Here is an 11,781-nt window from a genome sequence, read left to right on the forward strand (position 1 = left end):
TACTCCCCGCCAGGAAAACGAATGAACAAAAACACCAACACCGAAACCATCCAGCGCTTCTACGACGCCTTCGCCCGGCTCGACGCCGACACCATGGCGGCCTGCTATGCGCCCGATGCGGTCTTCGACGACGAGGTCTTCTCCCTGCGCGGGCAGCGCGAGGTGGGCGGCATGTGGAAGATGCTCTGCACCGCCACGCGCGGCAAGGGCGCCGACGTCTGGAAGCTCGCCTGCAGCGACGTGCAGGCCGACGCCACCGCCGGCCAGGCGCATTGGGATGCGCACTACCGCTTCAGCGCCACCGGCCGCATCGTGGACAACAGCGTCGAGGCGCGCTTCGCCTTCACGCCCGAGGGCCTGATCAAGACGCACCGCGACAGCTTCTCCTTCTGGACCTGGGCACGCCAGGCGCTCGGTACGCCGGGCCTGCTGCTCGGCTGGACACCGATACTGCGCAACAAGGTGCGCAAAACCGCCGCCACCAATCTCGCCAACTTTCTTGCCCGCCAACCATGAGCGACATCAACCTCACCAACAACGAAGCGCAGCACCGCTATGAAGCGGCGACGGACGGACGGCTGGCCGGCTTTGCCGAATACAACCTGCTGACCGACGCGATCATGTTCACGCACACCGAGGTGCTGCCCGAAAACGAAGGCAAGGGCATCGGCTCGGCGCTCGCCAGGCACGTGCTCGACGATGCGCGCGCCCGCGGGCTGCACGTGATCCCGGTGTGCCAGTTCATTGCGGGCTACATCCGCAAGCACCGCGAATACGCGGACCTGGTCCGGCCCGATATTCAGCGCGCGTTCAAGATCTGAGGGTGCCGGCCTTCGGCGCGGGCAACCACGCGAAGGCCGCGACGCCCAGCACCAGCAGCGCGGCGATGGTACCCAGCACAGCGGTGAGCGGATCGCCGCCATGCGCCGCGGCCACCGATGCCGCGACGCCGGTGCCCCACTGCATGAGCGCGACGCCGAGGAACATCGCCATGGTGAAGACCGCCATGGCGCGGCCCGTGAGCGTGACCGGGTAGGCCACGCGCACGTCGGCGTATTGCCAGACGATGAAGCCCGAGAGCATGCCGATCAGCACCATGCCGCCGATGTCCAGCCAGGCCGAGTGCGTGAAGGCGATGAGCGCGAACAGGCCGGCATAGCCCAGCGCGCAGATCACGATCCAGCGGCGCCGCGCGGCGCCGTCGCGGTCGAGGCGGCCGAACAGCGGCGCACCGAACAGCGAGATCACCGACACCGCCAGCGCGACATTGCCGCTCTGCACCAGTGAATAGCCGTGGCGTTCCATCATGAGTGGCCCGAGCCAGAGCCCGCGCAGCGAAATGAAAGCGGCATACGTCACCGCGCCAAGCACGACGATGCCGAGCGTGTGCGGCATGGCGAGCAGCGCGCCGAACTGGCGGATGGCCTCGGGAATGGATTCATTCGCCTTCGGCACGGCCGACACGGGCTCGTGCACCCAGCGCCAGATGGCGAGCCACGCCAGCGCCGAGGCCGCGGCCAGCACCAGAAAACCCGCGCGCCATGAATACGCTTGCACCAGCCATGCGAGCGGGGTGCCGGTGGCCAGCATGCCGAACCCGCCGATGGCGAGCACCAGGCCTGAAACCGTGGCAAAGCGCGCCGCAGGGAAGTGCCGCGCGATGAACACGGTGCACACCAGGAAGGCCGGCGCGCAGCCGATGCCGATCAGCGCCTGCCCTGCCACGAGGACCCCATAGGTCGGCGACACCGCCGAGAGCAGCGCACCCGCAATGGCGACCGGAAACGCGACGAGCACCGTGCGCCGCACGCCGTGCAGGTCGATGCCGATGCCCATGAAGAGCTGCATCGCGCCGAAGGCGAAATGGAAAGCGCCCGAGAAAATGCCGAGCGCCTGGGCCGACAGCCTGAAATCGGTCTGCAGCGGGCTCGCCATGATGGCGCCCACCGTTCGGAACGCCTGGCTCAACGCCACCCCGGCGCAAAGCGCCAGCACCATGACCCACGCGGCGCGTGGCGTCAGCGGTGCGGGGGCGCAGCCGCTGCTAGGCACCGTGGCACTTCTTGTATTTCTTTCCGCTGCCGCAGGGACACGGATCGTTGCGGCCAGGCGTCGCTTCCTTGCGGATCGTCTCGACCTTCGGGCCCAGGCTCTTCCAGAGCTGGCGCAGGTCGTACACGGCCCAGATGGCGGCGCCGAAATCGTCCAGCCGCTGCTGGCTGACGCTCGGCGGGGCGTCGTCGCTGAACATCGAGAGCGTGGGCTTGGCCTTGTCGTCTTCGGTGAGCGCCACGATGTTGTCGAGCGCGTCGTCGAGCATCTGTGCGGCTTCCTTGTCGCGCGGCGCGGCCCAGTCTTCGGGCCAGTTCTCGACCGCGTACATGAAGCCCAGCGCCCAGACCTGCGCGAACGAAGGGATTTCCTCGCCCTCGATCTCGGCGCGCTCTTCTTCGGGCAGCGAGGCAATGGCGCCTCGGGTGTCGAGCACTTCAGGCTGCCAGCTGCGCTCGTCTTCGAGCGACTGCACGTCGGCGTCCAGGCCTTCTTCGATTTCGAGCCAGCGGCGCTTCCAGTTCCAGACGAATTCCATGTGCTGGGCCGGCACGAAGCTCTCGCCCAGCAGCACGGGCCAGTATTCGGCAGGCTCGATGGGCCGGCGGGTGCAGATCAGCGCGGCCATGAAGCCTTCGCAGAACTCCCACTGGGGAATTTCCTCGTCGTGCTCGCGCATGGCGTCGAGCGCCTGGTCGAGCGCGTCGAAATCGTCGGGGCCGAGGGGGGCGGAAGCGGCCGCTGCGGCCTGGGGGGTGTCGTTGGTGGTCATCATGGCAAGTTCGGGGCAGCCCTCTATGATGCAGCAGGCTCCGGAGTCACTTCATTTCCATGTCCACGATTATTCCGTTTCCGGCGCGTTACAGCGCCTTTGCGCTGTGCGTGGCGGGCCTGGCGGCCAGCCTGGCTGCCGTGCTGGTGTCCCCGCACCTGTGGGCCGCCTGGGTGGCGCTGGCGGTTTTTGCGGCGCTCAGCGCAACCGGCGTGCACGACTTGCGGCAGACGCGCCACGCCATCCTGCGCAACTACCCGGTCATCGGACATTTGCGCTTTCTGCTGGAGTTCATCCGGCCGGAAATGCGCCAGTACTTCATCGAGAGCGATTCCGAGGCGGCGCCTTTCTCGCGCGCGCAGCGCTCGCTGGTGTACCAGCGCGCCAAGGGCGAACCCGACAACCGCCCTTTCGGCACGCAGCTCAATGTGACCATTGCGGGCTACGAGTGGATCAACCACTCGATGCAGCCGACCAAGCTTGAGAACCACGATTTCCGGATCGTGATCGGCGGCACGCCGCAGCCGGCGGAGGCCAACCCGGCGCAGGTCTGTACCCAGCCGTACAGCGCGAGCGTGTTCAACATCTCGGCCATGAGCTTCGGCGCGCTCTCGGCCAACGCGATCCTTGCGCTCAACCAGGGCGCGAAGATGGGCGGCTTTGCGCATGACACCGGCGAGGGCTCGATTTCGCAGCACCACCGTGTGCACGGCGGCGACCTGATCTGGGAAATCGGCTCGGGCTATTTCGGCTGCCGCAACGACGACGGCAGCTTCAACGCCGAGCGCTTCAGCGCCAACGCGCGTGATCCGCAGGTCAAGATGATCGAGATCAAGCTGAGCCAGGGCGCCAAGCCCGGGCACGGCGGCGTGCTGCCCGCGCCCAAAGTCACGCCCGAGATCGCGGCCGCGCGCGGCGTGCGGGTGGGCGTGGACTGCGTGTCGCCCTCGTCGCACAGCGCGTTCGGAACGCCGATCGAGATGATGCATTTCATCGCCAGGCTGCGCGAGCTTTCGGGCGGCAAGCCGACCGGCTTCAAGTTCTGCCTCGGCCATCCGTGGGAGTGGTTCGCCATCGTCAAGGCCATGCAGGCGACCGGCATCACGCCCGACTTCATCGTGGTCGACGGTGCCGAGGGCGGCACGGGCGCCGCGCCGGTCGAGTTCAGCGACCACGTGGGCGCGCCGCTGCAGGAAGGCCTGCTGCTGGTGCACAACACGCTCATCGGCGTGAACCTGCGCCACCGCATCAAGCTGGGCTGCGCCGGCAAGGTGATCACGGCGTTCGACGTGGCGCGCATGATGGCCCTGGGCGCCGACTGGTGCAACGCGGCGCGCGGCTTCATGATGGCGCTGGGCTGCATCCAGGCGCAAAGCTGCCACACCGGCCATTGCCCCACGGGCGTGACCACGCAGGACCCGGTGCGCCAGCAGGCGCTGGTGGTGCCGACCAAGGCCGACCGCGTGCGCAACTTCCACCGCAGCACCCTGCATGCGCTGCAGGAGCTGGTGCAGGCCGCCGGGCTCGACCATCCGCAGCAGATCACCGCGCACCACATCGTGCGGCGCATTTCCGACACCGAGGTGCGCCTCTTGAGCAACCTGGTGATGCAGGTGCAGCCGGGCGCCCTTCTCGGCCCGCTCGACAAGCAGCACAACGTGTTCCGAACCTACTGGCCGCTGGCCAGCGCCGAGAGCTTCCAGCCCGTGACACAGGGTCCGCACGGCCTGGTGTCGAGTCTCGCGCTCGCCGCATGAACCCCTTGCGACGCGGCGCTTCGGCGCGGCTCCAGAGCGCCAAGGGTGCGGCCTCCGCGCCCGCGCCCCTGGACGCGCAGCCGTTCGTGCCGGCGCCGGGCGACTACGCCGAATTCCTGCGCACCACCTTGCCGAAGCAGCAGAAGAACGTGGCCAGCCATCGCCTGGGCAGCGAGCGCGTCTGGCTCAAGAAAGCCGGTCCGCGCCATGGCAAGTGGGGCTACCGCGTGATGGCGGCGGTCGCGCGCATGGCGCGGCTGGACATCATCAAGCCGGTGCCCAATCCGGGCGGCGAGGCCGCCATCGCTACGGAGGCCCGGCGCCTCCGGCAACTGGCGGCCGCCGGCCTGCGCGTGCCCGCGGTGCTGGCGCAACAGCCCGACGGGCTGCTGATTTCCGACCTGGGCCAAAGCGGCCGCCACACGGTCGTGCTGCAAGAAAAACTCGACCAGGCCGCCGCGGCCGGGCCGGCCGCGCTGCTGGCCGTCTGGCGAGACGGGCTGGCCGCGATTGCCAAAGTGCACGTGCACGGCCAGCACCTGAGCCAGGCCTTCGACCGCAACCTGGTGCAGTGCCCCGACGGGGTCATCGGCTACATCGACTTCGAGGACGACCCCGCCGAAGTCATGACGCTGGCCGAGTGCCAGGCGCGCGACTGGCTCAGCTACCTGCACTCCACGGCCATGATGCTGGAAGCGGCCGCGCCGGAAACTGCCGGTGTGCATTGGCACGCCGCGCTGGCCGAGGTCAGCGCGGAAGTTCGCGCGCGCATCGCCGAGGCGGCCCGGCGCATGACCTGGGCGCAGCGCCTGCCGGCCAGCCGGCGCTGGGGCCGCGACACGCAGCGCGTGCGCGCGGTGGCGCGGCTCCTGGGGCGGTGGCACGGTGCCGGGGCGGCTTCTTCCGCCCGTCGCTAGAGCGCCAGCACCGCCTGCACCACCACGCCCTGCGCGGCGAGCCGCTTGCGCATCGTCAGCACCGCCTGGTCCTTGCTGAGCAGCCGTGCGCGCCGGGCGACCGCCAGGTCGATGAAGACCTGGTCGTCCGGGTCCTTGCAGACGCACGGGGCGCGCGGCGGCGTTTCGGCGACCAGGTGCACGCGGTCGTCGAAGGCCGCCAGCACACTTTGCGGCGCCAGGTTCCTGCGCGCCAGGCGGGCCGCGATGAGCGGGTAGCCGAGCACCCGCGCCAGTTCGTCGCGCATGGAGGCGGTCGCGAGCCAGCGCAGCTCGCTGGCGGCAAGGGCGGCGGCCAGCGGCAGGCAATCGGGGTTGTCGAACACCAGCAAGTCGAGCGCGACGTTGGTGTCGATGACGACGAAAGCGCCGGACGCGGCGCTGGCCGCTTCTTGAAAGGAAATTTGTGCGTTTGGAATACCCCGATGTTGCACCATGCGGACTCGGCTCGCGCTGAAAGCATCGCGGCGCCGTCACAATCGGCTACATCAGGTTCGTGCGCAGTCCCCTTCGAAATCTCCGATGAAACGAATTTCACTGCTGTTCCTCGCCTTGCTCGCCGGTCCGCTGGCCCGGGCCGAGTGGCTCACGCTGACAGGCTCGCCCGGCGAAGCGGCCAACAGCTACGTGCAGGTTGATCCGACCAGCGTGGTGGTGAACGGAACCAAGCGGCTCATGGCGGTGCGCCTCAGCCTCGCGGAGGCCCGCACCAGCCGCGACGGAATCAAGTTCCGCTCGTTCATCGCGCAGGCGAGTGTCGATTGCGAAGCCCGCAGCGCGCGCTACGTGAGTGCCACCTACTTCGAGCAGCCGAATTTCGTCGGCGAGCCCATCGCGGTGCGGGCGTTCGAGGAAGCCGATGTCCGGCCGATGAACTTCGCCGGCGCGCCGGGCGACCTGGCGGCCAGAACGGTGAACGCTGCGTGCAGCGTCGGCACCAGCACCAAGTAGCCGCTGAAGAGCCGAAGCCGCGAAGCGCTACTTCCTGGCCGAGCCGGCCACCATGTCGAAGCGGAACAGCCGGCATTCGATGGGCCCGTTCCACATCGGCACGCGGCGCGATTCCTTGAGCCGCATCTGCTTGGGCAGCTTCAGGTCGGGCGTGAGCACCCAGGCGGTCCAGCCCGCGTAGTTCTTCTTCCAGTGCGTGGCGAGCTGCGGAAAGAACTCGCCACCGTCGCCGCTTTCGCCGTTCTCACTGCCTTCGCCGCGCGGCTCCCCGTTGCCGGGCGTCTGCGCGGCCTCGCGGGCGCCGAAGCGTGCGACACCGCCTACTTCGATCCGCTCGCCGTACGGCGGGTTGAGCATGATGACGCCGCCCTCGGCCGGCGGCATGCGCTGCAGTGCATCGCCGCCGCGGAATTCGATGGCGTCGGCGACGCCGGCGCGCTCCGCGTTGCGTTCGGCAAAGTCGACCATGCGGTGCGAAACGTCGGAGCCGAAGATGGCGACGTCTCGCGCAGTTGCCGCGGACTCGGCTTCTTTCCTGATGGCGTCCCAGACATGCGCCTGGAACGGCAGCAGCTTCTCGAAGCCGAAGCGCCGCAGCCATCCGGCCGGGATGCCGCGCGCAATCTGCGCCGCCTCGATGGCGATGGTGCCGCTGCCGCAGCACGGGTCGTACAGCGGCTCGTCGGCCACCGCGCCGGTTTCGGGGTTCCACCAGCCGCTGGCGGCCAGCATCGCGGCGGCCAGGGTTTCCTTCAGCGGCGCATCGCCCTTGTCCTGCCGCCAGCCGCGCTTGAAGAGCGGTTCGCCCGAGGTATCGATGTACAGCGTGCAGTGGTCGGTGGTCAGGTGCGCAAACACGCGGCAGTCGGGCCACTGCGTTTCGATGCTCGGGCGCACGCCGTTGGCCTTGGCGCGAAAGCGGTCGGCAATGGCATCCTTGATGCGCAGCGTGGCGAAATTCAGGCTCTGCAGCGGGCTGTGCTGCGCCGTGGTCTCGATCTTGAAGGTCTGCTTCGGCGTGAACCAGATCTCCCAGGCCACGCCGTTCGCGATGGCGTACAGGTCGTTTTCGCTGCGGTAGGGCGCATGGGCCACCTCGACCAGCACGCGCTGCGCGAGCCGGCTGTGCAGGTTGAGCTTGAGCGCATCGCGCCATTCGGCGCGCACCCGCACGCCGCCACGCAGCGTGAGCAGGTCTTGCCCGACGCGGCCCGTCAGCGCATGGACTTCCTGCGCAAGGAGTTCCTCGACGCCGGCGGCGCAAGGCAGAAAAAGAGAAAGATCGTTCACAAGGGGTTCGCCATCATCATCGGCCGGCTGGGGTTGCCATTGTCGCCGCCCTCGCCGCGCGGCTCTATATAGTGGACCGAATCAACCTACAGCCATCGAATTCATGAACGACATCACGGTTCCACTCCTGGGCATTGCGGGCGCGATGATCGTCGGCGCCATGAGCCCCGGCCCGAGCTTCGTCATGGTCGCGCGCACCGCCGTCTCCTCGTCGCGCGGCGACGGGCTGGCCGCGGCACTGGGCATGGGCGCCGGTGGCCTCGTGTTTGCAATCGCCGCGCTCGTGGGGTTGCAAGCGGCGTTCCTCGCGGTTCCCGCGCTGTACCTCGCTGTGAAGCTGCTCGGCGGCGCCTACCTCGTCCACCTGGGCATCCGCATCTGGCGCGGCGCGCGCGAGCCGCTGCCCGTCGCGCAGGAACAGGGCCCGGCCGGCAGCCGCGGCAACGGATGGCGCGCGTTTCTGCTGGGCATGGGCACGCAGGTCAGCAACCCCAAAACCGCCGTCGTGTACGCCAGCATCTTCGCGGCGTTCATGCCGCGCGATGTGCCGCTGGCGCTGGCGCTTGCGGTGCCGGCCGTGATCTTCTGCATCGAGACGGGCTGGTATTCGATCGTCGCGCTGGCGCTCTCGTCGGCGGCGCCGCGGTCGGCCTACCTGCGCTACAAGGCCTGGATCGACCGCGCGGCGGGCGGCGTGATGGTGCTGCTGGGCATCAAGCTGCTGTCGGGCGTGCGGGGCGGCTGAGGGGCACCGTCCGGCTTATAAGGTTCGGCCTACAAGGCCTTGCGCAGGTTCGCCGGTGCGATGCGCAGCGCCTCGCGGTACTTGGCCACGGTGCGCCGCGCGCACTCGATGCCCTGCTCTTTCAGCATCTCGGAAATCTGGCTGTCCGACAGCGGCTTCTTGATGCTCTCGGAGCTCACGAACTGCTTGATCAGCGCGCGCACCGCGGTGCTCGAGGCGTTGCCGCCGGTTTCGGTGCCGAGCGCCGAGCCGAAGAAATACTTGAGCTCGACCGTGCCGAACGGCGTGGACATGTACTTGGCCGTGGTCACGCGCGAGATGGTCGATTCGTGCAGCCCGAGTTCGTCGGCAATTTCGCGCAGCACCAGCGGGCGCATCGCGAGCTCGCCGTGCACGAAGTAGCTCTTCTGCCGCTCGACGATGGCATTGCTCACGCGCAGGATGGTGTCGAAGCGCTGCTGGATGTTCTTGATGAACCAGCGCGCCTCCTGCAGCCGCTGCGACAGCGCCTGGCTGCCCTCGCCCTTGTGCGACTTGAGCGCACCGGCGTAGATGTCGTGCACGCGCAGGCGCGGCATCACCTCGGGGTTGAGCATGACGCGGAACTTGACGTTGGTGCCGCGGCCGATCTTGGTGACGATGACGTCGGGAATCACGATGTTGCGCTCGACATCGACGAAACGGCGGCCCGGCTTGGGCTCGAGGCGCGAGATGACCTGCAGCGCCGAGCGCACCAGGTCTTCGTTGGTGCGCGTGAGCGTGGCCAGGCGCTTGAAGTCGCGCCGCGCGAGCAGTTCCATCGGCTGCTTGCAGATGGCAATGGCGGTCTTGCGGACGAGGGCCTGTTCCTCGGTCTCGCTGTCGCTGGCCAGCGCGCGCAGCTGAATGCTCAGGCATTCGCCGAGGTCGCGCGCGCCGACGCCGGCCGGCTCCAGGCTCTGCAACAGGCCGAGTGCCACCTGGAAGTGATGCACCAGTTCGTCGAACTGGTCGTTGTCGTCGCCCGCGAGGCCCGAGGCCAGCGCCGGCAGCGAATCTTCGAGGTAGCCGTCGTCGTTGAGCGATTCGATCAGGAAGCGCAGCGCGGCGCAGTCGTTTTCGTTCAGGCGCAGGCTCAGGGCCTGTCGGTGCAGAAAGGACTGCAGCGACTCCTGGCTGCGCGCGAGCTCGGTGGCGTCGGCGCGTTCGTCGTCGCCCAGGTTGTTTTGCCGCGCCGGGGCATCGCTGCCCCATTCGCTGTCGTCGGGCGCCATGTCGACGGTGCCGTCGCCTTCCCAGTCGGGCTCGCGCTCGGCGGCATCGGCCGCCGGAACGTCGGCCTCGGCCGTGGAGGAGGTTTCGCTGGAAGCGGTCGTCGCGCTGCTGAGGGGGGCCGAGGCGAACTCGCCCTCGGCCGCCTCACCGGCCTCGTCGCGCGGTACCGGCGTATCGACGGCGTCAAGCCCGAATTCCTCACGCGCCGCTTCTTCCGCGGTGCGTTCGAGAAACGGGTTCTCGTCGAGCATCTGCTCGACCTCCTGGCTCAGTTCGAGCGTGGAAAGCTGCAGCAGCCGGATCGACTGCTGCAGCTGGGGCGTGAGCGCCAGATGCTGCGAAACGCGAAGGGACAGCCCTTGCTTCATGGAGACCGACTCCTCCCTTACATCCGGAAGTGCTCGCCCAGGTACACCCTGCGTACCTCGGCGTTGTCGACGATCTCCGAGGGCGTGCCTTGTGCCAGCACATGCCCGTCGCTGATGATGAACGCGTGATCGCAGATGCCCAGCGTTTCACGCACGTTGTGATCGGTAATGAGCACGCCGATGCCGCGTTCCTTCAGAAAGCTGATGATCCGCTGGATTTCGATCACCGCGATGGGGTCGATACCGGCAAAGGGCTCGTCCAGCAGGATGAAGCGCGGCTGCGTGGCGAGCGCGCGGGCAATTTCGACCCGGCGCCGTTCGCCGCCCGAAAGCGCGAGCGCGGGGGAATCGCGAAGGTGGTCCACCCGCAGGTCGGCCAGCAGCCCGGACAGGCGCTCCTCGATGCGCTGCTTGGTCAGCGGCGCGGGCTTGCCGTTGCCGTCGGGCTCGCGCTGGAGCTCGAGCACGGCGCGCACGTTTTCTTCCACCGTGAGCTTGCGGAAGATCGAGGCTTCCTGCGGCAGGTAGCTCAGGCCCATGCGGGCGCGCCGGTGAATCGGCATGTGCGCAATGGGTTCGCCGTCGATGGTGATCTCGCCCGCATCGGCCCGCACCAGGCCCACGATCATGTAGAACGACGTGGTCTTGCCGGCGCCGTTGGGGCCGAGCAACCCGACCACCTCGCCCTTCTGCACGTTGAGCGAGACATCCTTGACGACCTTGCGGCTGCCGTAGCTTTTTTGCAGGCCGCGCACCACCAGGCGGCTGCCCGGCGTGCCGTCGGCGTTCTGGGTTCCGGCGGTTTCGATCACTTGCGCCCTTCCCCTTCGCTGTCGCTGAGTGTGGTGCTCGGGCGCAGGCCGGCTCCGGGCGCCGGCTGGGGCGCTGCCGGCGCGGGCCGTGCGCCGGCGGCAGGTGCGGGAGCGCCGGGCACGGGCGCCGTTGCGGATTTGGGCGTGAGGATGGTCCTGACGCGTCCGCCCGAAGGCGCATTCACCCCGGTGTTCGGCGGCACGGTGGAACCGTTGACCGTGTAGGTGTCGTTGCTCTGGTCGTAGACGATGAGCGCGCCGCTGCTTTCGTCGTTCGGGGTGGCACCGAGCAGGCGGCGCATGACGGCGTTGCGGATGAACTTGACGTTGTCGGCGCGGCTGTCGTACTCGATGACTTCCGACTCGCCCTCGATCCACTCGTCGGGCGCATTGCGCTTCTGCTTGTAATAGGCCCGCTTGCCCGGCGCCGCCGTGACCACGCCGTACTGGTAGCCCTCGGCGTCCTGGCGCACGTCGATGCGTGCACCGCGGATGATGATGGTGCCCTTCGTGACCAGCACGTTCCCGGTGAACACGCTGGTCTGCTTCAGGTCGTCGTAGCGCATGGCGTCCGACTCGATGTTCATCGGCTTGCTGCGGTCGGCGGTTTCGGCCAGAGCACCCGAGGCGAGGCCGGCCAGCAACAGCGCGCCGATGGCCAACCGGCCGATGCGACGAAGAAGGGGGGTGGTGTGGGTATAGGAGTGCAATGTCATAGAGGCACGAAACTTGCTCTGCATTGTATGCGGCGGATCGCGTCAGCCCCGCACGCACAGACGAAAAAGCCCGCCAAAAGCGGGCTTGACATCCCATCCGGGAACACC

At 68.2% G+C, this 11,781-nt stretch carries 13 protein-coding genes; 6 read left to right on the forward strand and 7 right to left on the reverse strand.

The features are described 5' to 3' along the window. Positions 1–21: 21 nt before the first annotated feature. Positions 22–516, forward strand: a complete 495-nt coding sequence (locus QFZ42_RS23000; protein ID WP_307703183.1) for a nuclear transport factor 2 family protein — start codon at positions 22–24, stop codon at positions 514–516. Further along, a complete protein-coding gene (locus QFZ42_RS23005; protein WP_307703184.1) occupies positions 513–821 on the forward strand; it encodes a GNAT family N-acetyltransferase in 309 nt (102 codons plus the stop codon). The genes QFZ42_RS23000 and QFZ42_RS23005 overlap by 4 nt, the downstream gene beginning before the upstream one ends. Here QFZ42_RS23005 and QFZ42_RS23010 read toward each other — a convergent pair. Further along, the gene (locus tag QFZ42_RS23010) at positions 811–1,998 is read right to left on the reverse strand and encodes an MFS transporter (RefSeq protein ID WP_307704292.1); all 1,188 of its coding nucleotides are present in this window, start codon (positions 1,996–1,998) and stop codon (positions 811–813) included. The genes QFZ42_RS23005 and QFZ42_RS23010 overlap by 11 nt on opposite strands. Before the next feature lie 46 nt (positions 1,999–2,044). Next, positions 2,045–2,827: a UPF0149 family protein gene (locus QFZ42_RS23015; protein WP_307703185.1), complete on the reverse strand. Its 783-nt coding sequence runs from the start codon at positions 2,825–2,827 to the stop codon at positions 2,045–2,047. Positions 2,828–2,883: 56 nt separating this feature from the next. On the opposite strand from QFZ42_RS23015, the gene QFZ42_RS23020 reads away from it, so the two are divergent. Both QFZ42_RS23020 and QFZ42_RS23025 read left to right on the forward strand, forming a co-directional pair. After that, positions 2,884–4,581 carry an FMN-binding glutamate synthase family protein gene (locus QFZ42_RS23020; RefSeq protein WP_307703186.1) on the forward strand — a complete coding sequence of 566 codons (1,698 nt, stop codon included), beginning with the start codon at positions 2,884–2,886 and terminating at the stop codon, positions 4,579–4,581. Further along, entirely contained in the window at positions 4,578–5,498 is a 921-nt protein-coding gene (locus tag QFZ42_RS23025) for a hypothetical protein (protein ID WP_307703187.1), read from the forward strand. Before QFZ42_RS23020 ends, QFZ42_RS23025 begins: the two co-directional genes overlap by 4 nt. On the opposite strand, the gene QFZ42_RS23030 is transcribed toward QFZ42_RS23025, so the two are convergent. Then, positions 5,495–5,974, reverse strand: coding sequence for a putative toxin-antitoxin system toxin component, PIN family (locus QFZ42_RS23030; protein WP_307703188.1), 480 nt, complete (start codon positions 5,972–5,974; stop codon positions 5,495–5,497). The two genes, QFZ42_RS23025 and QFZ42_RS23030, sit on opposite strands and share 4 nt — an antisense overlap. 85 nt (positions 5,975–6,059) lie before the next feature. Between QFZ42_RS23030 and QFZ42_RS23035 the strand changes: the two genes are divergently transcribed. After that, positions 6,060–6,488 (forward strand): surface-adhesin E family protein, encoded by a 429-nt coding sequence (locus tag QFZ42_RS23035; RefSeq protein ID WP_307703189.1) that lies wholly within the window; start codon positions 6,060–6,062, stop codon positions 6,486–6,488. Between the two features lie 27 nt (positions 6,489–6,515). On the opposite strand, the gene QFZ42_RS23040 is transcribed toward QFZ42_RS23035, so the two are convergent. Further along, on the reverse strand, positions 6,516–7,778 hold the full coding sequence (locus QFZ42_RS23040; protein ID WP_307703190.1) for a THUMP domain-containing class I SAM-dependent RNA methyltransferase: 1,263 nt from the start codon (positions 7,776–7,778) through the stop codon (positions 6,516–6,518). Between the two features lie 103 nt (positions 7,779–7,881). On the opposite strand from QFZ42_RS23040, the gene QFZ42_RS23045 reads away from it, so the two are divergent. Then, a complete protein-coding gene (locus QFZ42_RS23045; protein WP_307703191.1) occupies positions 7,882–8,523 on the forward strand; it encodes a LysE family translocator in 642 nt (213 codons plus the stop codon). Between the two features lie 29 nt (positions 8,524–8,552). Here the strand turns inward: QFZ42_RS23045 and QFZ42_RS23050 are convergent, their stop codons facing one another. From QFZ42_RS23050 to lptA, 3 genes are read right to left on the reverse strand one after another with little or no spacing between them, the layout of a single operon-like run. Continuing rightward, the gene (locus QFZ42_RS23050; RefSeq protein WP_307703192.1) at positions 8,553–10,145 is read right to left on the reverse strand and encodes an RNA polymerase factor sigma-54; all 1,593 of its coding nucleotides are present in this window, start codon (positions 10,143–10,145) and stop codon (positions 8,553–8,555) included. Between the two features lie 17 nt (positions 10,146–10,162). Continuing rightward, a complete protein-coding gene (gene lptB, locus QFZ42_RS23055) occupies positions 10,163–10,957 on the reverse strand; it encodes an LPS export ABC transporter ATP-binding protein (RefSeq protein WP_307703193.1) in 795 nt (264 codons plus the stop codon). Then, the gene (gene lptA / locus QFZ42_RS23060) at positions 10,954–11,673 is read right to left on the reverse strand and encodes a lipopolysaccharide transport periplasmic protein LptA (RefSeq protein WP_307703194.1); all 720 of its coding nucleotides are present in this window, start codon (positions 11,671–11,673) and stop codon (positions 10,954–10,956) included. The genes lptB and lptA overlap by 4 nt, the downstream gene beginning before the upstream one ends. Between the last annotated feature and the right edge of the window lie 108 nt (positions 11,674–11,781).

The sequence above is a fragment of the Variovorax paradoxus genome, assembly GCF_030815855.1.
Classification (GTDB): domain Bacteria; phylum Pseudomonadota; class Gammaproteobacteria; order Burkholderiales; family Burkholderiaceae_C; genus Variovorax; species Variovorax paradoxus_M.

Excerpts from the sequence above, each read along its gene's own strand:
- QFZ42_RS23000 (WP_307703183.1), top strand. The coding sequence starts at position 22 with ATGAACAAAAACACCAACACCGAAACCATCCAGCGCTTCTACGACGCC.
- QFZ42_RS23005 (WP_307703184.1), top strand. The coding sequence starts at position 513 with ATGAGCGACATCAACCTCACCAACAACGAAGCGCAGCACCGCTATGAA.
- QFZ42_RS23010 (WP_307704292.1), bottom strand. The coding sequence starts at position 1,998 with ATGGTGCTGGCGCTTTGCGCCGGGGTGGCGTTGAGCCAGGCGTTCCGA.
- QFZ42_RS23015 (WP_307703185.1), bottom strand. The coding sequence starts at position 2,827 with ATGATGACCACCAACGACACCCCCCAGGCCGCAGCGGCCGCTTCCGCC.
- QFZ42_RS23020 (WP_307703186.1), top strand. The coding sequence starts at position 2,884 with ATGTCCACGATTATTCCGTTTCCGGCGCGTTACAGCGCCTTTGCGCTG.
- QFZ42_RS23025 (WP_307703187.1), top strand. The coding sequence starts at position 4,578 with ATGAACCCCTTGCGACGCGGCGCTTCGGCGCGGCTCCAGAGCGCCAAG.
- QFZ42_RS23030 (WP_307703188.1), bottom strand. The coding sequence starts at position 5,974 with ATGGTGCAACATCGGGGTATTCCAAACGCACAAATTTCCTTTCAAGAA.
- QFZ42_RS23035 (WP_307703189.1), top strand. The coding sequence starts at position 6,060 with ATGAAACGAATTTCACTGCTGTTCCTCGCCTTGCTCGCCGGTCCGCTG.
- QFZ42_RS23045 (WP_307703191.1), top strand. The coding sequence starts at position 7,882 with ATGAACGACATCACGGTTCCACTCCTGGGCATTGCGGGCGCGATGATC.
- QFZ42_RS23050 (WP_307703192.1), bottom strand. The coding sequence starts at position 10,145 with ATGAAGCAAGGGCTGTCCCTTCGCGTTTCGCAGCATCTGGCGCTCACG.
- lptA (WP_307703194.1), bottom strand. The coding sequence starts at position 11,673 with ATGACATTGCACTCCTATACCCACACCACCCCCCTTCTTCGTCGCATC.